Annotated in this window: 14 protein-coding genes; all 14 read left to right on the top strand. The window is 33.7% G+C overall.

Annotation, left to right across the window (positions count from 1 at the left end; all coding sequences use genetic code 11):
• The first annotated feature begins 6 nt into the window (after positions 1 to 6).
• Positions 7 to 3177 carry an efflux RND transporter permease subunit gene (locus tag IWX83_RS07170; protein WP_196828669.1) on the top strand — a complete coding sequence of 1057 codons (3171 nt, stop codon included), beginning with the start codon at positions 7 to 9 and terminating at the stop codon, positions 3175 to 3177.
• Entirely contained in the window at positions 3167 to 4567 is a 1401-nt protein-coding gene (locus tag IWX83_RS07165) for an efflux transporter outer membrane subunit (protein ID WP_196828667.1), read from the top strand. Before IWX83_RS07170 ends, IWX83_RS07165 begins: the two co-directional genes overlap by 11 nt.
• Positions 4568 to 5190: 623 nt before the next feature.
• Complete coding sequence (locus IWX83_RS07160) at positions 5191 to 5919, top strand: TIGR00730 family Rossman fold protein (RefSeq protein WP_196828665.1); 729 nt, start codon at positions 5191 to 5193, stop codon at positions 5917 to 5919.
• Positions 5920 to 6315: 396 nt separating this feature from the next.
• Positions 6316 to 9063, top strand: coding sequence for an aminopeptidase (locus IWX83_RS07155; protein ID WP_196828799.1), 2748 nt, complete (start codon positions 6316 to 6318; stop codon positions 9061 to 9063).
• 186 nt (positions 9064 to 9249) lie between these two features.
• Complete coding sequence (locus IWX83_RS07150) at positions 9250 to 11658, top strand: thiamine pyrophosphate-dependent enzyme (RefSeq protein ID WP_196828663.1); 2409 nt, start codon at positions 9250 to 9252, stop codon at positions 11656 to 11658.
• A gap of 163 nt (positions 11659 to 11821) precedes the next feature.
• Positions 11822 to 12115 carry a putative quinol monooxygenase gene (locus IWX83_RS07145; protein ID WP_196828661.1) on the top strand — a complete coding sequence of 98 codons (294 nt, stop codon included), beginning with the start codon at positions 11822 to 11824 and terminating at the stop codon, positions 12113 to 12115.
• A 172-nt stretch (positions 12116 to 12287) separates the two neighbouring features.
• On the top strand, positions 12288 to 12965 hold the full coding sequence (locus IWX83_RS07140) for a peptidoglycan DD-metalloendopeptidase family protein (RefSeq protein WP_196828659.1): 678 nt from the start codon (positions 12288 to 12290) through the stop codon (positions 12963 to 12965).
• A gap of 3 nt (positions 12966 to 12968) precedes the next feature.
• Positions 12969 to 13445, top strand: a complete 477-nt coding sequence (locus tag IWX83_RS07135; RefSeq protein ID WP_066077449.1) for a hypothetical protein — start codon at positions 12969 to 12971, stop codon at positions 13443 to 13445.
• An 850-nt stretch (positions 13446 to 14295) separates the two neighbouring features.
• Positions 14296 to 14850 carry an AraC family transcriptional regulator gene (locus IWX83_RS07130; protein WP_084129470.1) on the top strand — a complete coding sequence of 185 codons (555 nt, stop codon included), beginning with the start codon at positions 14296 to 14298 and terminating at the stop codon, positions 14848 to 14850.
• A gap of 15 nt (positions 14851 to 14865) precedes the next feature.
• Positions 14866 to 18108, top strand: coding sequence for a PAS domain-containing hybrid sensor histidine kinase/response regulator (locus IWX83_RS07125; RefSeq protein WP_231379853.1), 3243 nt, complete (start codon positions 14866 to 14868; stop codon positions 18106 to 18108).
• Entirely contained in the window at positions 18105 to 18539 is a 435-nt protein-coding gene (locus tag IWX83_RS07120; RefSeq protein WP_196828655.1) for a response regulator, read from the top strand. Before IWX83_RS07125 ends, IWX83_RS07120 begins: the two co-directional genes overlap by 4 nt.
• A 93-nt stretch (positions 18540 to 18632) precedes the next feature.
• The gene (locus tag IWX83_RS07115; protein ID WP_196828653.1) at positions 18633 to 19457 is read left to right on the top strand and encodes a protein-glutamate O-methyltransferase CheR; all 825 of its coding nucleotides are present in this window, start codon (positions 18633 to 18635) and stop codon (positions 19455 to 19457) included.
• A gap of 2 nt (positions 19458 to 19459) precedes the next feature.
• Entirely contained in the window at positions 19460 to 20032 is a 573-nt protein-coding gene (locus IWX83_RS07110; RefSeq protein WP_196828651.1) for a chemotaxis protein CheB, read from the top strand.
• Positions 20033 to 20058: 26 nt separating this feature from the next.
• Positions 20059 to 23583: a response regulator gene (locus tag IWX83_RS07105; protein ID WP_196828649.1), complete on the top strand. Its 3525-nt coding sequence runs from the start codon at positions 20059 to 20061 to the stop codon at positions 23581 to 23583.
• The last annotated feature ends 84 nt before the right edge of the window (positions 23584 to 23667 follow it).

The following is a 23667-nucleotide window of genomic DNA, read 5'->3' as shown; positions in this document are numbered from 1 at the left end:
TAAAATATGTTTTCAAAATTCATTGACAGACCGGTATTGTCAACGGTGATTTCTATTATCATCGTAATTTTGGGAGTTTTAGGGTTAATCTCACTTCCAGTTTCACAATATCCAGAAATAGCACCGCCTACGGTAACTGTATCAGCAAATTATCAAGGTGCCAGTGCCGAAGTGGTAATGAGCTCGGTGGTAATTCCATTAGAAGAACAAATAAACGGTGTTGAAGACATGACTTATATGACTTCTACATCAAATAATGATGGTTCGGCAGCCATAAATATTTACTTTAAATTAGGTACAAATCCAGATTTGGCAGCAGTAAATGTGCAAAATCGGGTTTCTCGCGCTACACCTTTGTTACCGCAAGAAGTTACAAGAGCCGGTGTCACGACTTCAAAGAGACAAAGTGATAATATTTTGATTTTATCATTGTACAGTGACAATCCCGATTACGATGATACTTTTCTTCAGAATTATGCTAACATCAATATTTTACCAAAAATAAAACGTGTAGCCGGAGTTGGTGAAGCAATGATTTTTGGACAAAAAGACTACTCCATGCGTATTTGGCTTAAGCCAGATGTGATGGGAGCTTATGGACTTGTACCTTCAGACATTACCGCTTTATTGGCGGAGCAAAATATTGAAGCTGCTCCTGGTCAGTTAGGTGAAAGTGGGGACCAATCTTTTCAATATGCTTTAAAATACAAAGGGCGTTTACAAAATGTAAAAGAGTTCGAAGAAATTATTATTCGTTCAACCGAAAACGGAGAAATCCTTAAGTTAGGCGATGTTGCCAAAATTGAGTTGGGAGCTGTCAATTATGTTAGTAATGCCTACACCAATGGAAACAAATCTATTGCCATTGCAATTGCTCAAACAGCAGGATCTAATGCACAAGAAGTAATTGAGGGTTCGTTAAAAGTACTAGATGATGCGGAAGTAAATTTCCCAAAAGGGGTAAAATATGCCACATTAATTAATGCAAACGACTTCCTAGATGAATCTATTACAAAAGTGATTCATACCTTAATAGAAGCCTTCATATTAGTATTTATTGTAGTTTTCATCTTCTTACAAGACTGGAGATCAACTTTGATTCCGGCTATTTCAGTTCCTGTTGCAATTGTGGGAACGTTCTTTTTCCTAAGTTTATTTGGCTTTACCATAAATTTACTAACGCTTTTTGCTTTAGTCCTCGCAGTGGGAATTGTGGTCGATGATGCCATTGTCGTCGTTGAGGCCGTCCATGCCAAAATGGAAGCTGGAGAACATGATCCCAAAAAAGCGGCTCACAGTGCCATGCAAGATATCAGTAGTGCGATTGTTTCCATTACGCTTGTTATGTCAGCGGTATTTATTCCAGTTTCATTTATCAGTGGATCAGCGGGCGTTTTTTACAAGCAGTTTGGAATAACTTTAGCTGTTGCGATAGTATTATCAGCTATTAATGCCTTGACACTTTCCCCGGCTTTATGTGCCATTTTCTTAAAAGAACACGATAAAAGTGCTAAGAAAAAAGGTTTTGCAGCGCGCTTTTTTACTGCATTTAATGTTGGATTTGAAACCACAACTGCTAAATATAAAAGATCTGTTGAGTTTTTTATAAAACGAAAATGGTTGGCCTTTCTAGGAATTGCAGTCTTTGCAGGGATATTTATCTTGTTATTAAATATTACTCCAAAAGCTTTTGTACCAGGTGAAGATACGGGAGCGATACTGTCCGATGTTTCTCTTCCTCCAGGTACTTCATTGGAAAGAACGGAAGAGGTTTTATTACAAATCGAAAATAAGGTAAAAGACATTCCTGAAATAAAAGAAGTGCTTCGTATATCAGGTCGAAGTTTACTAAGTGGTACCGGAAGTAACTACGGAATGGTAATCGTAAAATTGAAAACTTGGGCGGAACGTAAAGAAACGAATCAAGAAATAAATGCAGTTGTACAGGAATTATTTAAACGAACTGCTTCAGTAAAAGATGCAAAAGTACTTTATTTTGCTCGTCCTACACTTGTTGGTTTTGGTTTTACCAATGGCTTTGAATTTCAATTACAAGACCAAAAAGGAGGAACAATTTCGGAACTAAGTGAAGTAAACAATAAATTTTTGGCAGCTTTAAACAGCCGTCCTGAAATCAAATATGCGACTACTTCTTTTTCTCCAAATTATCCGCAATACCGAATTGATTTGAATGTGGCTTCCATAAAAAAATCAGGTTTAACAGTTACTGATGTTTTAGGAACGATGCAAGGATATTACGGTGGTGTTTATGCTTCTAATTTCAACAAATTTGGTAAACAGTTTCGTGTGGTTTACCAGTCTGAACCAGAATTTAGAAGTAATCCCGAATCATTAAATAAAGTGCTGGTCAGAAATAATAACGGTCAAATGGCTCCTATTTCACAATTTGTGACATTGGTAAAAGTATTTGGTCCTCAAGCAATAGAGCGATTCAATTTGTTTACTTCTGTAAAAATTACTGGTGCTCCTAACGAAGGTTTCAGTTCTGGCGATGCTATTAAAGCAGTTGAAGAAGTGGCAAGTCAAAGTTTACCTGTTGGTTATGGCTATGAGTTTTCAGGAATGACTCGTGAGGAAATTAGTGCCGGTGGTCAAACATTGTATATTTTCCTTTTGTGTTTGGTATTTGTCTATTTCTTGTTAGCTGCTCAATACGAGAGTTATATGTTGCCTTTTGCCGTATTAATTTCATTACCAATTGGTTTAGCGGGAGCGTACTTATTTGCTTATTTATTTGATGTAAGTGATAATATTTACTTACAAATAACACTAATTATGCTTATTGGATTGCTGGCTAAGAACGCCATTTTGATCATCGAGTTTTCTGTAGATTCTAGAAAAAAAGGAATGAGTATTACACAAGCTGCTATTAACGGCGCAGTTGCGCGTTTGCGTCCTATTTTGATGACATCATTTGCATTTATTTTTGGATTATTGCCTTTAATGTTAGCTAAAGGAGCTGGAGCTGTTGGGAACAACGCTATTGGAACTGGAGCAATTGGGGGAATGTTAATAGGAACTATTTTTGGAATTTTTGTGATACCTATATTATTTATTGTTTTCCAAACCTTACAGGAAAAAATTTCTACAAAACCTCTTCCTGTAGAAAATCAGGATTCAAATGTCACACTTTTAAACAAAGAAAATGAAAAATAAGTTAACCAAAATAGCTGTACTTGTTGTAAGCGCAACGGTAATGCAATCGTGCTTTGTGGCCAAAGAATACAAAAGACCGGAATTAAAAACGGAAAATTTATACCGAAACGAAATCGTTTCAACCGATACTGTTTCACTTGCCAATGTTGCTTGGAAAAACGTTTTTACGGATCCGCTTTTACAGGGATATATCAAGAAAGGCTTAGAAAATAATTTGGATATTAAAATTGCAATGCAAAATATTGTGGCGGCAGAGGCGACCATGAAACAAGGAAAAGCGGGGTACTTCCCTACTCTTTCTGCCGGTGCCGATTGGACGCATCAGGAACTTTCTAGGAATAGTCAGTTTGGCGCCTTATTACAAGACAGAAGTACCAATCAATATCAATTGACTGGAAGCCTATCTTGGGAAGCTGATATTTGGGGGAAAATAAGAAGCAACAAGCGAGCCGCTAATGCTGCTTACCTTCAAACTACAGCTGCAAACCAAGCAGTAAAAACCCAATTGATAGCTACTATTGCTGCGACCTATTATCAATTGCTTTCGGTTGATGCACAGATAAAATTAGCAGAGAAAACCTTGGTAAACAGAAACCAAAGTGTCGAAACTATTATTGCATTAAAAAAAGCGGGAAATGTAACCGAAGTTGGCGTTAAGCAAACCGAAGCTCAGAAATATGCCACTGAAATTATCATTGCCGATTTAAAGAACAGCATTATCATTCTTGAAAATACCTTAAGTATTCTTATGGGCGAAGGTTCTGCAAAAATTGAAAGAAGCACTTTTGAAAATCAATTGATGCAACCCAATATTACGCTTGGTGTACCTGCAACTTTACTTAGAAACAGGCCAGATGTGATTGCAGCAGAATACAACTTAATTTCTAATTTTGAACAAACTAATGTAGCCAAAAGTAATTTTTATCCAACATTAAAACTTACAGCATCAGGGGGACTTCAAAGTATTGATCTGAAAGAATGGTTTAGTGCTAATTCCATCTTTGCCAACATAATTACTGGTTTAACACAGCCTATTTTCAATCAGCGCCAAATTAAAACGAGATTCGAAATTGCAAAAGCCAATCAAGAAAAAGCTTATCTACAGTTTGAGCAGTCACTTTTAACCGCTGGAAAAGAAGTTTCAGATGCTTTGGCTCAATACAATAATGAGACCTATAAACTTACCGTAAGAGAAAAGCAAGTGGACGCGTTAAATAAAGCCACCGATTATTCAGATGAATTATTGACGTACGGTTTAGCCAATTATTTAGAAGTTTTGACCGTAAAAGACAATGCCTTGAATGCCGAACTAAGTTTAATAGACAATAAATTCCAACAATATAAAGCGATAATTCAATTGTACAGAGCCCTTGGTGGTGGCTGGCAGTAATGAGATTGCTTGACTAATTATTATTGATTCCTGTTTGTTTCAAAACCACTGCTTTTTGTACCGGCAGTGGTTTTGTCGTTTATAGCCTTGATGTTCCAAATTTACTTTAGATTAAATAAAATCTAAAATTTTATCTCAGAACTGCAATCGTGTCAAAATTGAATAGAATTACAAACAAGTAGATTTGTATGAGACAATCTTTTCTTTACTAAACTAGTTATAGATTAAGTTCATAAATAAACAAGCGCTAGCAACATATAAGCAATAACTTCTAAACCACTGCCTATAGTTAAATAAAAAATTGATAGTTCTTATGTTGAAAAAAACAAAATATTCTCTGATTCTATCTATTTATAAAAAAAATATAGGAAGACGCTCTTGTATTGAAAACAAGAAATCCGCAAAAAAATATAAAAAATAAAAAAAGCGATACTGTGCCATTCTTGAAAAAAGAATTACTTTAGTCGATTGGAGTGCTCTACAAAATAGAAGTGGAATTCCTTTTTATTATTCCTTATACGCTTGCAGAGGCAGTAAAACAAAAAGAGTGAAAAGAAATCGGTGTATTTGGTAAAAGGCAGGATGGCTCAAAAAAAATTAGATATTAAATTATATTTTAGAAGATGAGATTAGAAGATTTTGATAATGACGAGGATAAAGTAATCCAAGACCGATTGAAAAAAAAGACTTGGAATGAGATTAGAACCAATGATAGTTGGGCCATTTTTAAAATCATGGCCGAGTTCGTGAACGGTTATGAAAGTATGGGGCGAATAGGCCCATGTGTGAGCATTTTTGGATCGGCTAGAACAAAACCGGAGGATTCATATTATTTACTGGCAGAGAAAATTGCCTATAAAATAAGCAAAGCAGGTTACGGTGTAATTACTGGCGGTGGACCAGGCATCATGGAAGCAGGTAATAAAGGCGCACATCTTGGTGGTGGAACATCAGTGGGACTTAATATTGAACTCCCGTTTGAACAACATTTTAACCCCTACATTGACAATGACAAAAACTTAAACTTTGATTATTTCTTTGTTAGAAAGGTGATGTTTGTCAAATATTCTCAAGGTTTTGTCGTAATGCCAGGAGGTTTTGGTACTATGGACGAATTGTTTGAAGCAATGACTTTAATTCAAACAAAAAAAATAGCAAAATTCCCCATAATATTAGTAGGTAGCAGTTTTTGGTCAGGATTGATTGATTGGATAAAAACAGTCTTAGTTGAGAAAGAAAAAACCGTTCATATTGAAGATTTGGAACTTTTTAAAATTGTTGATACCGAGGATGAAGTGGTTGATGTGCTGAACAAATTCTATAAAAAATACGATTTGTCTCCAAATTTTTAAAGACAAGCAGTTTAATCCAATTTTCAAAGGCTTTTTTATGCGATTTTACTACATATAATTCCCTACGTAAAAGGTTGATTTTATGTGCTAATTTGTTATTATTCTGATGTAATATCTACTATTTTTGGACTAGAAAAACAGAAATTTATTAGACATGACTTTAAATTGTAGGATTTAGAAAAAATTTACCCCAAATTAGCCAATTATCATTATAATTGTTTGAAATTTATATTGAAAAATTTGCTAATTTGCGGTAAATAAATCGTTGGATAAACAGACAACTACTTTCATTTCTTTACATTTTAAAACAGATACTTGAAATCAATTTATAAAATTTTCCTTTTTATTCTTGTTTTATTGACTTCCATAAAACAGCAAGCACAACACCATTCTAAGATGACTGTTGATCTCAATACGGAAAATAAAACCTTGCTCATCAAGCAAGAAATCACCTTCTTCAATGAGTCAAACGATACTTTGAAATCAATTGTTTTAAATGATTGGAATAACGCCTATTCTAATAAAAATACACCATTAGCCAAGCGATTTTCAGATGAATTTTATAGAGGTTTTCACTTAGCAAAAGAGGAAGAACGAGGTAGCACCAGCAATCTTATTTTTACTGCTACCAATCAACAATTTTTATCTTGGAATAGAACAGAGGAAAACCCTGATTATGTAGTTCTACAATTACAAGAGCCATTACTTCCCCATCAAAAAATCACGTTTCATCTCTCCTATCTCTCTAAAATTCCTAGTGATAAATTTACAAAATATGGCTACAATAATAATGGAATTTTACACCTGAAAAACTGGTACTTAACTCCTGCACGTTATGAAAATAATGCTTTTGTAACCAACAGTAACAACAATTTAGATGATATTGCCAATGCCATTTCTGACTTTGAAATCGAGCTAACAACGCCTGCAGCTTTAGAAGTAACATCGGATTTAAACGTTTCAAAGGCTATTGTCGATAAAGATCTTAAAAACTACACATTTTCAGGACGAAACAGAACGGATTTTAGTATGATTTTAGAGCCTAAATCTAGTTTTGAGAGTTATAAAAACGCTTCCGTTGAGGTTCTTACTGATTTAATAAATAATAAATTAGATGGCATTCAAAAAGCAATTGTAATTGACCGAATCGTTACTTATGTAAATAATTTGATAGGGAAATACCCTAATGATAAAATTCTGGTGACCCAGACAAATTATGATAGAAATCCATTTTACGGACTAAATCAATTACCCTCGTTTTTAAGTCCGTTTCCAGATGAATTTATTTTCGAAATCAAATTTTTGAAAACTTATCTAAATGAATATTTAAAAACTAGTTTGCATTTAGATCCTAGAAAAGACAATTGGATTTATGACGGAATTCAAGTTTATACCATGATGAAATACATGGATGAACATCATCCCAATACAAAAATGATGGGAAGTGCATCCAACATTCGATTATTAAAAAGTTTTAATCTCACTAATATAGATTTCAACGGACAATACAGCTATTTCTACATGTTAATGGCACGTAAAAATTTAGACCAACCTGTAAGCTCACCAAAAAACACTTTAATTAAGTTTAACGAGCAAATTGCAAGTAAATACCGCGCTGGATTAAGTATTCGATTTTTGGATGATTATCTTCAAAATAACACTGTACCCAATAGCATTAAACAATTTTACGTTTTAAATAAGGCCCAACAAGTAGCGCGATGTGATTTTGAACATGTATTAAAATCAAATACTACTAAAGATATTAGTTGGTTTTTTAATACCATCATTGATTCAAGAGACATTATCGATTTTAAATTCTCAACCGTTGTAAAAACAAAAGACAGCATTACATTTTCAGTTAAAAATCGAACAGGAGCACCAATCCCAATTCCTATTTATGGAACAAAAAAAGGAGAAATCGTGTTCAAGCAATGGCTGGATATTGAAGAATGTGATAGCACCTTCACTATTGCCCGAAACAGCATTGATAAAATTATTTTAAATTTAAAAAATGAAGTTCCCGAATATAATTTAAGAAACAATTGGAAAAAAATTGAAGGTTTTTTTCCTAATAATCGGCCTTTAAAATTTGTTTTTATGAAAGATTTAGAGGATCCTTATTACAATCAAGTCCTCTATGTTCCTTCGATTTATTATAATCTGTATGATGGAGTAACTCCTGGAATTAGGTTGCACAACAAGACTATCTTGGAAAAACCATTTATCTTTGATGTAAATCCTTCCTACTCAACAAAATCTAAAAATTTATCAGGTTCAGCCGTATTTGTAGTCAATCAAAATTTCAGGAACAGTACTCTTTATAATGCCAGGTATTCTATAAGTGGTTCCTATTTTCATTATGCAGAAGATGCTGCCTATTTAAGATTGAATCCGTCGTTGCAATTGCGCATTCGAGAACCCAATTTTAGAGACAATAGAAAACAATTATTTTCTTTCCGACAAGTAATTGTAAACAAGGAAAAAAGTGCTTTAGTGATTGATAATTCTCCTGAAAATTATTCCGTTTTTGATGCAAGGTATATCAATACAAAAACAGAAGCTACGAATCATTTCAATATTATGACGGATTTACAAATTTCGGGAAAATTCGGAAAAATAACCGGTGAAATAGAATATCGAAAACTATTTGAGAACAACCGTCAAATTAATTTGCGTTTTTATGCAGGAACCTTTTTGTACAACAAAACCCAATCGGATTTCTTTAGCTTCGCATTGGATAGACCAACAGATTATCTTTTTGATTACAACTATTTTGGAAGATCCGAAAGCACAGGCCTTTTTAGTCAACAATATATAGTAGCAGAAGGCGGATTTAAATCTAAAATTGCCACCCCTTTTGCCAATCGCTGGATTACGAGCTTAAATGCAAGTTACAGTATTTGGAATTGGATAGAAGCCTATGGCGACATTGGTTTAATCAAAAATGCAGACACAAAAGGAAGGTTTGTTTACGATAGCGGCATCCGTCTCAATTTAGTTACAGACTACTTTGAATTGTATTTTCCAATCTATTCTAATAATGGATGGGAATTAGCACAAGATAATTACAACGAAAAAATACGTTTTATTGTTACATTTTCTCCTAAAACATTAATCAATCTTTTTAATCGAAAATGGTTCTAATCGAATATAATTATCATTATTAATTAAACTATTAGTAATAAAAGGCTATTTAAATTACACATAATAAAAAAATAAAGTTCTTTTTACTAGAATAAATTGCAATAATTAAATTCTATTTTTTTCAATGTGCTATGAAAATAGGTTGTTTTTAAGTAAATTTGCTTCATAAAGTTATACTTTTCAATTATGATAAAAGAAAAAACCAATACTGCATTGACATTTGAAGATTTCAAAATCGAAGTTTTAAAGGACTACACCACAGCCATAATAAGCAGAGAATGCAGCCTTTTAGGACGCAAGGAAGTATTGACTGGAAAAGCTAAGTTTGGTATCTTTGGAGATGGAAAAGAAGTGCCACAATTAGCCATGGCTAAAGCATTTCAAAATGGAGATTTCCGCTCTGGCTACTATCGCGATCAAACTTTTATGATGGCGATTGACGAATTAACAATACAACAATTTTTTGCAGGTTTGTATGGACATACTGATATTGAACAAGAGCCTATGTCAGCAGGAAGACAAATGGGAGGCCACTTTGCTACCCATAGTTTAAATGAAGATGGTTCTTGGAAAGACTTAACAAAACAAAAAAATTCAAGTGCTGATATTTCTCCTACAGCTGGGCAAATGCCCAGGTTATTAGGACTGGCTCAAGCATCAAAAATATACAGACAGGTAGCTGGAATTCCAAATGCTGCTAATTTTTCTAACGAAGGAAATGAGATAGCGTGGGGAACCATTGGAAATGCAAGTACGTCCGAAGGGTTGTTCTTTGAAACTATTAATGCCGCAGGGGTTTTACAAGTTCCTATGGTTATGAGTGTTTGGGATGATGAATACGGAATTTCTGTACATGCAAAACACCAAACGACAAAAGAAAACATATCCGAAATTTTAAAAGGATACCAAAAGGAACACGACACTAATGGATATGAAATCCTGAGAGTCAAAGGTTGGGATTATGCTGACTTAATTGCCACGTATGAGAAAGCTGCCGATATAGCTCGAAAAAATCACGTTCCTGTTTTGATCCATGTTAATGAATTGACGCAACCACAGGGACATTCTAGTTCTGGTTCTCATGAACGTTACAAAGATGCTGATCGCTTGGCTTGGGAAAGAGACTTTGATTGTGTTCGTCAAATGAAATTATGGATGATTGCTATAAATATAGCTTCTCCAGAAGAAATTGAAGCAATTGATGCACAAGCAAAAAAAGAGGTTTTAGAAGGTAAAAAAGCCGCTTGGAATGCATTTATAGAACCTATTGCTGAAGAGCAAAAAGAGTTGGTTTCATTATTACAGACAATAGCGGAAACCAGCAAAAACAAAGATGCCATCTTGAAATTCTCTTCTGATCTAAGTAGCATTAAATCTCCTATAAAAAAGGAAATTCTAGTAACCGCACGTAAAGTATTGCGTTTAGTACTTAATGAAAATGGCAAAGAAGTACTTTCAGAATGGATTATAGCCTATACCGCAAAAACACAAAAGAATTTTAGCAGTAACTTATTCTCAGAAACAGATTTAAATGTATTTTCTGTCGACAAAGTCCTGCCAGTTTACGCTGAAGATGCTAAGGAAGATACCGATGGACGCATGATTTTACGCGATAATTTTGACGCTATATTTACCAAATATCCAGAGGCTTTAATCTTTGGGGAAGATGCAGGAACTATTGGTGATGTAAATCAAGGGCTGGAAGGAATGCAGGAAAAATATGGTGAATTGCGTGTTGCTGATGTTGGAATTCGAGAAGCTACCATCTTGGGTCAAGGAATAGGAATGGCACTTAGGGGCTTACGTCCTATAGCCGAAATTCAATATTTAGATTATTTATTATATGCAATCCAAATCATGAGTGATGATTTGGCAACCTTACGATACAGAACGGTTGGGAAACAAAAAGCACCCTTAATTATACGTACTCGCGGTCATCGTTTAGAAGGTATTTGGCACTCAGGCTCTCCTATGGGTATGATTATCAACGCCATCAGAGGAATCCATGTTTTGGTTCCTAGAAACATGACACAAGCAGCTGGTTTTTATAACAGTTTGCTAGAATGCGACGAACCTGCTCTGGTTATTGAATGTTTGAATGGCTATCGATTGAAAGAAAAAATGCCGTTAAATTATGGCGAATTCAAAACTCCCATTGGTGTGGTGGAAACTTTAAAAGAAGGTTCAGATATCACACTGGTTTCTTATGGCTCTACCCTACGATTAGTGCAACAAGCGGCAAAAGAATTGCTTGAGGTAGGTATTGATTGCGAAATTATTGATTTACAGTCTTTACTTCCTTTTGATACAAAGCAAGACGTAGTAAAAAGTATTGCCAAAACAAATCGCTTGCTGGTAATCGACGAAGATGTTCCTGGTGGAGCATCAGCTTACATTTTGCAACAAATTATTGAACATCAAGATGGGTACAACTATTTAGACAGTAAACCTCAAACGCTCACAGCTAAAGCACACCGCCCAGCTTATGGCACAGATGGAGATTATTTCTCTAAACCCTCTTCAGAAGATATTTTTGAAAAAGTGTATCATATGATGAATGAAGTGAATCCTTCTAAATATCCAAGTTTGTATTAAAACTTAAGTATTATCTATACTAATCCTAATCGGTAACGGTTAGGATTTTTTTTTCAATATAATTTAAAAACAACGTTCTACTACATTACGGCGGTGAACAAAAGTTAAACTATATAAATCTAAAAACTAAAATCACTACTTTTAATTTCTAAAAATTACGATTATGGAAAAATATGCTTTATTAGCACGATTAGAAGCTAAGCTTGGAAAAGAAGAAGAAGTTGCCGCATTTTTAAAAAGCGCATTACCGTTGGCATTAGATGAACCAGATACCGTAAACTGGTATGGATGGCAAATAGGCGCCTCCACGTTTGGAATTTTTGATACTTTTGAAACTGAGGAAGGTCGAAAAGCGCATCTTGCCGGAAGAATTGCAGCAGCTCTGATGGCAAATGCCGGAGCTTTACTGTCTAAAGATCCTGTTATTGAATTTGTTGAATTATTAGCAGTAAAATAAAAGTGCTCTAAGGTCAAACTGCAATACAAAGAATGAATATACTTTGCTCAACCTCGCTTTTTTTTGGGAAAATGTAAATGTGTTAATGTAAATTAAAAGTTATAATGCCAGCGTAAAATTTTTAAGTTGGCATTTTTTAATTAAATTTAGTGTTTTATAAAATTTACACTAGATGAAACAATTAGAAACCCTCTTACAAGCCATTGAAAACGTTAAAGTAATAGATGCAAAAATTGACTATAAACAGTATATTCCCTTGGATTTATCAATTGCAAATGAAGCTTTTAAATCACTTAACATTGATAATGCACTAGATTTTGAAGATTATATCGAAAATTACTTAGCTGAAAATAATGCAAAAGTAGCTTATGGAGGGTACAATGAAATTAGAAGCCTGTATAAAAGAAGTGAAATTTTTAATGATACAAACACGGAAGAGCGCAACATCCATATTGGTTTAGATTTATGGATTAAAGCAGGAACTCCCGTTTTGGCAGCCGTTAATGGTTTTGTTCATAGCTTTAATTATAATACGGGCGTAGGTGATTATGGTCCAACCATAATTTTAGAACATAAAATAGAAGAACAAAAATTTTATACTTTGTATGGTCATTTATCTTTAGAAAGTATCAGTGACATTACAATTGGAGATTTTTATGAAAAAGGACAACAATTAGCCACTTTGGGCGATGCTTCCGTGAATGGTGATTATGCTCCACATTTGCATTTTCAAATTATAAAAGAAATCACAAGTAGTTTTGGAGATTATCCTGGTGTTTGCAGTAAAAAGAATCTGACTCACTATTTAGAAAACTGTCCCGATCCCAATATCTTATTAAAAATTAAATAAATCATGAAAAAATTAATTCTAGTCTTAAGTATCCTTTTACTCATTGGATGTAAATCAAAAAAAGTGGTTGCCATACCTGAGCCTGAAGTAGTAAAAACCGTAAAGTTGAGTTTGTCAGAAGTTAGTGGAAGCCAAAAAAGTAAAGCTTATGAATTGGGAAAAAGAGTATTGATGACTTGCAATACATCTAAATTCAAACCATTTACACTTAGTGAAGCTACTCCATCGGTCATTAAAAACACGACCGAGGCAAGATTAACAAAAACATGTACTCGCTTTCGTCAATATTACGGTACTTTTATTGATCTCGAATTAATTGAAGCTTTTAAAAATAACTTTGATCAATCTGTCGTTTTTCGCTATAAAGCGTCGTATTCAAAAAAAGTTGCTAACAAGGAGCTTCGGGTTACCATGGACGCAGAAAATAAAGTATCCTCCATAAAGTCGCTGGATTGGGTAAATGCGTTTCCTATGAATTAATAGGAAAAGCAATTTTCTCTTTTGTATCCAATTTTACCGTTTAAAAGTAGGTATTTGTAAATGCTATTGTTTGGAAAACTGTGGCTATTTACCTCGGATTTTGATTGTCTGTATAGCTACAGTCTATAATCTGCAGCATAATTTATTTATTTTCTGACCTTCGATTAATTCATTTTAATCCATCACCAAATTTTTTAAACTTTCAATCCAAAGAAGTGCAATGCTAATTTAATACTTGCCGTTTCTTTGGATTATGCCTTTGGAAAATTAGTCAATATTCGCATCTAATTGTAATGGTCAAAAACTGTCTACTAAAAATAAATTTAATTAAAGGTTAAATAGTGATTCTCATTTTTAGAATACAATTGGCCTCACAAAAACAAAGTGATAATTTAACAAGTATTTTATATAATTATATAACAAAAATAAATTTTGAGACTCTAAATTTAGAAATTAAATAAAACACCTCTAAATCAAGTAATAACAAAACGATGTCCTTAAGAATTAAATCAGTAGCTAAAGTCGAACTAATTTTAACGCCAGTAAAAAACAGCTTCAAGTATTGAACCCAAGACTATATTGCAAAAAGCAAGTAATTGTGTTCACTAAATTGAAATGACTGATACATTAGTTGCCTTATAAAAAAAGGCAGTAAAGACCAACCGTTTATCTGACTAATTTTATATCAAAGCGGGTCTTCCTTTGGTTATTTGTGCGAATTTAAGGAGTTATTCTTGATTGCGAATTATGTTATAACCTATTTGTAAAATTTTATAATGTATCTTTATTCCGAAAAGTTACATTTGTGCAAACTGTAAATTGAAAATATTTGAAACTATACATAAAATACATGGTAAGCAACCGCTGCAAAATGGCGGTAAAAGAAGAATTAAAAAAGCTTAAACTTCACTACATGGTTGTTGATTTAGGAGAAGTAGAAATTATGGAAAATATTTCTATGGATCAAAGACAACTATTGAAAGCGGCACTTTTAGATTCAGGGCTTGAATTGATGGATGATAAAAAATCCATGTTGATAGAGAAAATAAAGAATGTAATTATCGAGATGGTTCATCACTCTACTGAACCCATAAAAGTCAATTTTTCGGACTACTTAAGTCAAAAATTGAGTCACGACTATACTTACCTATCCAACTTGTTTTCAGAGGTTCAGGGAACTACAATAGAACAATTTATAATTTCCCATAAAACGGAACGTATAAAAGAGTTGATTATCTATGGTGAATTAAATATCACTGAAATTGCATGGAAAATGAATTATAGCAGTGTAGCTCATTTATCTAGTCAGTTTAAAAAAGTAACTGGCCTATCCCCTTCTCATTTTAAACAGTTAAAAGATAAAAGACGGAATCCAATTGAGGAAATTGGAAATGTAAATGACTAAATGAAAAGTATCAGTATGCTCAATTCCCCCGATTCAATTGAAACCAGTGTAGGTGCCTTTGTTACTATTAGTGCCGAAGGAAAAATCACTGATATTAATGAAGCGTCAATAAAAAACATAGGAATTGCAAGAGATGTAGTGATAGGAACTAATTTCTCTGATCATTTTACAGAGAAGCAGGAAGTAAAGAACAGATGGCAACACGTTTTTGAAAAAGGGTTTATTGACGACTATTCGTTAACGGTAAAGCACCAAAACGGCGAATTAACGGATGTGGTCTACAATGCATCCATATATGAAGATTCTGAAGGAGTTATCCATGGTTTTTTTACCGAAGCAACAAACAGTACCGCTCAAAAATTAGCAGCACAATATTCAAAAAGTTTAATTGAAGCCAGTCTTGACCCTCTAATTACGATAAATAGAGAAGGAAAGATCACGGATATGAATGAAGCATTAGTTCATATTACTGGTGTTAGTCGAAACGAACTTACTGGTGCTAATTTCTTCGATTATTTCACAGACAAGCACAAAGCACAAATAGTATATCAACAAGTTTTTCAAAACAATGCCATAGAAGATTACCCTTTAACGCTTCGGCATAAGGACGGCAAATTAACTGACGTACTTTTCAATGGCTCTGTTTATAAAGACAATCTTGGCAAGGTCCAAGGTGTTGTTATCGTGGCGCGAAATACAGGCGGACAAAAATGGGCTTTGGATTTACAAAATGCTAATAAAGAACTGGCGTATCAAAATGATGAAAAGGAAAAGAGAGCGGCAGAGTTAGTTATAGCAAATCAAGAATTGGCATTTCAAAATGAGGAGAAAGAGAAAAGGGCTAACGAATTAATTATTGCCAATAAAGAACTTCTTTTTCAAAACCAAGAAAAGGAAAAAAGAGCCTCAGAACTAGTGATAGCTAACAAAGAACTAGCATTTCAAAATGATGAAAAAGAGAAACGTGCTGCTGAATTAGTGATAGCTAATAAAGAACTGGCGTTTCAAAATAACGAAAAGGAGAAAAGAGCTGACGAATTAATCATTGCTAATGAAGAACTTATTTTTCAAAATTTAGAAAAGGAAAAAAGAGCTGCTGAATTAGTGATTGCCAACAAAGAATTGGCGTTTCAAAATGATGAAAAAGAGAAAAGAGCCAACGAATTAATTATTGCCAATAAAGAACTTATTTTTCAAAACCAAGAAAAAGAAAAAAGGGAAATTGTTAATAAAGAGCTTAAAGAACTTAACTACACTACAAAATTAGATTCTCAATATACACTTAGTTTAATTGAAGCCAGTCGGGATCCTTTGGTTACCATAAATACAAAAGGTAAGATTATGGACATGAATGAGGCCTTAGTAAACAGTACTGGGAAAACGCGCGAAGAACTCACAGGTTCTGATTTTTTCGATTATTTTACAGAACAACAAAAAGCGCGTGAAGTATACCAGGAAGTATTTGAAAAAGGCTGTGTTGCTGATTCACCACTTACACTGCGTCATAAGGACGGCAAATTGACTGATGTCTTGTTTAACGGTTCCGTTTATAAAAACGAAGTAGGAAATGTACAAGGCGTCGTGATTGTTGCCAGAGATATTACAGATCAAAAAAGAATTGCTACCGAATTGATTGAAGCTAGAGTTTTTGCAGAACTTGCCACAGAAATTGCAGAAGAAGCTAAAAGACGTGCAGAAAGGGCCACTATTATAGCTGAAAATGCGGTAAAAGCAAAACAACAATTTTTGTCGAATATGAGTCATGAAATTCGTACCCCGATGAATGCGATTATTGGTTTTACCAAAGTGGTACTGAAAACAGATCTGACGCTGAAACAAAAAGAATATTTAGATGCTATCAAAATGAGTGGAGATGCATTAATCGTACTCATAAACGACATATTAGACTTAGCAAAAGTTGATTCCGGTAAAATGACATTTGAAAAAACCCCTTTCAAATTGAATTCTTCGGTAGCTGCCATGCTGCATCTGTTTGAACCTAAAATTCAAGAAAAAAATTTAAAATTAATTAAAGAATACGATCCTAAAATTCCGCAAGTTCTAATTGGTGACCCAGTTCGTTTGCATCAAATAATTTTAAATTTAGTTAGTAACGCAGTCAAGTTTACATCCAAAGGAAAAATTACCGTAAGCGTCAATTTAATACATGAAGATGTTGATACAGTAATTATTGAATTTGCTGTCACGGATACCGGTATCGGAATACCAGAAGACAGAATCGGAAAAATATTTGAAAATTTCCAACAAGCATCCAGCCGAACTTCAAGGTTGTATGGAGGAACAGGATTAGGTTTAGCCATTGTCAAACAACTCATAGAAACACAAGGAGGAACTATTCGTGTCCGGAGTGTGGTAGGTAAAGGTTCTACATTTAGTTTTACATTAAGTTTTCAAAAGACAAATTCTGATGCTGAAATGGGAAATGAGTTTATTGAATTGGATACCGAAATAAAAAACATAAAAATTTTAGTTGTTGAAGATATTCCATTGAATCAATTGCTAATGAAAACACTTCTTGATGATTTTGGATTTGAGCGTGACATTGCCGAAAACGGTAAAATAGCAATCGAAAAATTAAAAGATAAGGAATATGATGTCATTTTAATGGACTTGCAAATGCCAGAAATGAACGGATTTGAAACAACAGAATACATTCGAAATATACTGAAATCAAAAATACCAATTATTGCTTTAACAGCAGATGTGACTACAGTAGATTTAGCTAAATGTAAAGCAGTGGGAATGAATGACTATCTTGCAAAACCCGTGGATGACCGCCTGCTATACAGTAAGATAATTGGACTCTTAAAAAAAAACATTCCTAGTGCCATAAATATTGAACGTGTGAAAGAAGAAGAAGTTATAGTAAAAAAAGTAAAGTGCATTAATCTGACGTATTTGAAACAAAGAACAAAATCAAATCCCGTTTTAATGGAAGAAATGATCAAACTCTATTTAACCCAAACACCAGCTATAATAAAAACAATCAAAGAAAGTTTAGCTAACAAAAATTGGAATTTAGTAAGCGCTGCGGCACATAAAATGATTCCGTCCTTTGCAATAGTGGGAATAAGTCCTGTTTTTGAAAACATAGCAAAAAAAATTCAGGAGATAACAACAGCACCAGAAAACATAGAAGAAATTAAAGCTTTAGTTCAACAACTTGAAGAAGTTTGTGAGCAAGCGTGTAGTGAATTAGAAGAAGAATTAAACATAATTAAAAATACCATAAAATGAACGACAACAAGAAAGTAAAAATATTTCTAGTAGATGATGATGTCCTATTTTTAAAATCTTTAGAAATTGAATTTTTAGAAAATGCTGATTTTATAGTAGAAACGTATCCTACAGGAGAACTTTGCATTGCAAACTTATCACACAATCCGGATGTAGTAATATTAGATTATCAGCTAGATGGTATTGTAGAAAATGCGATGAACGGTCTTGAAACTTTAGATAAAGTTAAAACTTATAATCCAGAAATCCCTGTGGTTATGCTTTCATCCCAAGATAAAATTGAAGTGGCTATTAACTGCATGCACCACAAGGCATTTGATTATGTAGTGAAAAGTGAAACTGCTTTTGTTCGCTTGCAAAAAATAATCACTGCTATTTTTAAATACCAAAAAATGGAAAAAGAATTAAATTGGTATATGGATCGAATGTAAAGTAATTACACAAGTACTACTTCCCAACTCATTTCTAATTAGATTAATCACACTTAAATTTGGTTCTATTAAAACCAATATTATTTAAGAAAAATGCAGTATAAAGACACATCAGATCTGGAGATTTCATTGCTATTAGAAGCAATCTATCGGAAATATGGGTACGATTTCAGAGAGTATTCGCAAGCGCATATTAGGCGTCGAATACTGAATAGAATGGCACTTTCTGGCTTTGAAGATATAGCTCAAATGCAATCTATGGTTTTAAATAATGTACCATTCGCTTCAGAACTCTTACAAGATTTATCAATAACGGTAACCGAAATGTTTCGCGATCCTGCATTTTATAGATCATTACGAGAAAAAGTGATTCCTATTTTAAAAACCTATCCTTTTATAAAAATATGGCATGCTGGATGTGCTACAGGAGAGGAAGCGTATTCGATGGCAATTCTATTGCAAGAAGAAGGTTTGTATGATAGAACGACAATATATGCTACTGATTTTAATCAGCTGGCGTTGAATCGTGCTAAAGAAGGTATTTTTTCGAATAAATTAATTAAAGAATACACTTCTAATTATCAATTATCAGGAGGAAAAGAATCTTTTTCAAGTTATTATACTTCACATTACGATAATGTTATTATGAATCAATCTTTAAAAAAAAACATTGTTTGGGCCAATCATAATTTAGTAACTGATAGTGTTTTTGCCGAAGTACATTTAATATTATGCCGGAATGTCTTAATTTATTTTGATCAAAATTTACAAAATAAAGTTCAAACTCTTTTTTACAATAGCCTGATAAATGGAGGTATTTTATCGCTGGGATCTAAAGAAAGTATTCGGTTTACCGATTATTTTGAACATTATAGTGAATTAGACCTTAAACAACGAATATTTAAAAAGAAATACTAAAAATGCAGTACGAAGCAATTGTTATAGGAGTTTCTTCTGGTGGTATGAATGCTTTGAAAATTATATTCGCAGCTATGCCGGCACATTTTAGTATACCCATGATTATTGTGCAACATCTAGGTGATCAATCTGACGGTCAATGGATTACTCTTTTTAATGATAAAAGTCAGCTTGAAATCAAGGAAGCAGATGAAAAAGAAAAAATTGAAAAAGGCACCATTTATATTGCTCCTCCTAATTATCATTTGTTGATAGAAAAAGACAAAACCTTTTCCCTCACTATAGATGAACGCGTAAATTATGCAAGACCATCTATTGATGTGTTATTTGAGTCGGCCGCTGAAGCCTATAGAAACAAATTAATTGGAATAGTACTCACTGGCGCTAATAATGACGGTACAAAAGGCATCAAGCGAATACAAGAATGTGGTGGTCTAACTATAATTCAGGACCCAATAACTGCAGAATCAGCCTATATGCCAAAGGCGGCAATTGCAACTATTGAACCCAATTTTATAGGGTCATTAGACGATATCGCCGAATTTTTAATAAAAATAGAACAACAAAAGAGATAATCAAAATCAATTTTACAACGAACAAAATGAAAATGACCCTTGGTAAAAAAATAGCGACAGGATTTATTGCTTGTGCAATAGTACTTTTAGGAGTGGCAATTTTCTCCTATAAAAATAGCGAAAAATTCATCGCCTCTAATACCTTGGTCAATCATTCCAATTCTGTTTTGTATGAATTCGAGCAAATTTTGATGTTAACTGTTGATGCAGAAGCAGGAATTCGAGGCTATGTAATTACTGGAAATGATGATTTTTTAATCCCTTTTACCTCTGCCAATGTCAATATAAGTGCTCAACTCAATAAAGTAAAAGAATTAACAAAAGACAATCCCAACCAGCAGAAGAATATTGAAGAGTTAAAGAAGCAAACTAAAATGCGTTTTGATAATTTTAGGAAATGCATCGCTCTTCGTAAAAAAGATTATACACTAGCCCAAGAATTTGTTGCTTCTGGGGAAGGAAAACAGATCCAAGATGAAATCAGAAATTTAGTTGATCAGGCTCAGGAAACTGAAAATCTCTTACTTACAGAAAGGATTCAAGCCAGTGAACAAGATGCTAGTAGATTTAACATTGTATTTGCTATTTTATTGTTAATCATTACTTTAATTCTTGTAGTAGTTTATAATATAGTGACTACCAATTTAAAAGCACTAAAAAAATCCGAATTAGAAACGGCTAGCAAAAACTGGTTGCTTACAGGAAACGCGATGCTCAATGAAAAATTAATAGGTGACCAAAGTATGATCGAATTGGCAAACAATACTATTAGCTTTTTATGTTCCTATCTCCAAGCCAACATAGGCGCCGTTTATTTATTAGATGAAAAAGAAAATACTCTTTTACTGAGTGGAAAATTTGCTTTTACACCTGCAAATGAAGCTAAAGAAAACTTTAAGTTGAACGAAGGATTGATTGGACAAGCTGCTTGGGAACAAAAACAACTTTTGTTTACAGCCATTACTGATGATCAAATTCGCATTACTTCTACCGTGCTAAATGCCAAACCAACAAATGTTCTGATTACTCCTTTTTTATTAGATGGAAAAACAAAAGGAGTGATAGAGATTGGAAAGCTTACTGATTTTACCGAAACTGAAAAGGAATTTATTGCTGTTTCTATGAGTAGTGTAGCAATAAGTGTGAATACGATTCAACAAGCCGAAGAAAAGGAAAAAAGAGCTGCGGAGTTGGCTGTAGCCAATACAGAACTTGCTTATCAAAATCAAGAAAAAGAAAAACGAGCCGCAGAGCTGGGAATTGCTAATAAAGAATTAGCATACCAAAATGAAGAAAAAGAAAAACGAGCAGTCGAGTTGTATTTTGCTAATAAAGAACTTTCTAATCAAGCTGAAGAACTTCAAATACAACAAGAAGAACTTAGACAATTAAATGAGGAATTAGAGCAGCAAGCACAAAATCTTAAGCAACAACAAGAGGAATTGCAAATGACTAATGAAGAACTGGAAGAGCAAACGCAATCATTAGAAGAGCGAAACAAGGAAGTAGAGGCTTCTAAAGATAATATTGAGAAGAAGACAAAACAACTTGAAATTAGCAGTAAGTATAAGTCGGAATTCCTTGCTAACATGTCGCATGAACTAAGAACACCACTTAATAGTTTGCTTATTTTGTCCAAAGATTTATCAGAAAACAGAAAGAAAAACTTAGATGAAGTTCAGGTTGAAAGTGCTGAAATTATTTATAAAAGTGGTCATGATCTTCTTGTATTAATAAATGAAGTACTAGACCTCTCTAAAATTGAAGCAGGAAAAATGTCTATTAATGTTGAAAAAGTATTCTTGAAAAATTTCACAGACGAACTACTGCTCAATTTTAATCATCAAGCAGAACAAAAAGGATTGCTACTCACCTGCCAATTAGCTACTAATTTACCTGAATTCATTCACACCGATTTACAGCGTTTGAATCAAATATTGAAAAACTTGCTGTCTAATGCTATTAAATTCACAGAAAAAGGAAGTGTAAACATACATATTGACCCAGGCACTGAGACTACATTAGTCCTATCGGTTTCTGACACGGGTATTGGAATATCAGAAGACAAACAAGCTGCAATATTTGAAGCTTTTCAACAAGCCGAAGGCGGTACTTCAAGAAAATATGGCGGTACAGGATTAGGACTTTCAATTTCTCGCGAACTTGCAAAACTATTAGAAAGCGAGATTAGAGTAACGAGCAAACCGGAAGAAGGATCTACATTCTCACTCCACATCCCGCTAGAAATTCATCCTGAACAAGAGCCTACTTCTTCAACAGCAACACAATCTTTACGCTATATTCCACGTACTGAAAATAACGTAAACTTTCTCAATTATAAAACAATTGACGATGATAGAGACACCATAAACGCTACTGATAAAATTGTACTCATTATTGAAGACGATCGAAATTTTGCAGGAATCCTTTTAAAACAGGCCAACAAAAAAGGATTCAAATGCTTATCCGCAGCCAGCGGTGAAGATGGTTTGATACTTGCTTCAAAATACTTACCACAAGCTATCATCCTTGATATGGGCTTACCAGGAATCAATGGGAAACAAGTTTTGCAGGAATTAAAAGCAAATCCTATGGTACGGCATATTCCAGTTCATATTATTTCGGCAAACGATCGTTCCCTTGAACCAATAAGAGAAGGTGCCGTAGAATATTTAATGAAGCCCATCTCTAAAGAAGGTTTAGAAGAAGCTTTCAACCGAATTGAAAATTTTGTCAATAGAAAAATAAAGAACCTTTTGATTATAGAAGACAGCGAGAATTCTAGAAAAGCAATGAAAATACTCATTGGAAATGGTGATGTAAAATGTTTTGAAGCAGAAACAGGTAAGGAAGCCTTGGAAATTTATCAGGAAAATCAAATCGATTGTGTAATACTGGACATTGGTTTGCCAGACATGAGCGGATTTGATCTTATTCAAAAACTGGAGGTTATTAAAGGGCACAGCATGCCTCCTATTATTGTCTATACAGGAAAAGAACTTACCAAAGAAGAAAATAATCTACTTCATAAATATGCAGAGAGCATTATTATAAAAGGAATAAAATCCGAAGAACGATTACTGGACGAAACGGCTCTTTTTCTGCACCGTACTATTAGTAATTTGCCCAAATCAAAGCAAATAATGATTAATAGTTTGCATGATAAAGACACCATATTTCAATCAAAGAAAATACTTTTAGTAGATGATGATATGAGAAATGTTTTTGCATTATCTAAAATATTACAAGAACGAGGAATCGAAGTCATCAAGTCAGAAAACGGCAAAAACGCTCTAGAGATGCTAGCTACACATCCTAACATTGATTTAGTTTTGATGGATATTATGATGCCAGAAATGGATGGTTATGAAGCAATGAAACGAATACGATCTCAAATGAAGTTCAAAAAATTGCCTTTAATTGCACTTACCGCAAAAGCCATGAAAGATGATAAACAAAAATGCATTGATGCTGGAGCCAACGATTATATTACAAAGCCAATTGATATAGAACGCCTCTTATCTTTGATGCGCGTATGGTTAAGTAAATAATATAATGCTATAGAGCAGGATCTGCATCGAAAGATAATAAGCTTATTTTTTTGTTAGAACTTCAAAATTCGTTTTAGAGTATTT

The organism is Flavobacterium sp. CG_9.1 (assembly GCF_015751645.1).
GTDB lineage: Bacteria > Bacteroidota > Bacteroidia > Flavobacteriales > Flavobacteriaceae > Flavobacterium > Flavobacterium xanthum.
This window is presented reverse-complemented; position numbering and strand designations above follow the sequence as displayed.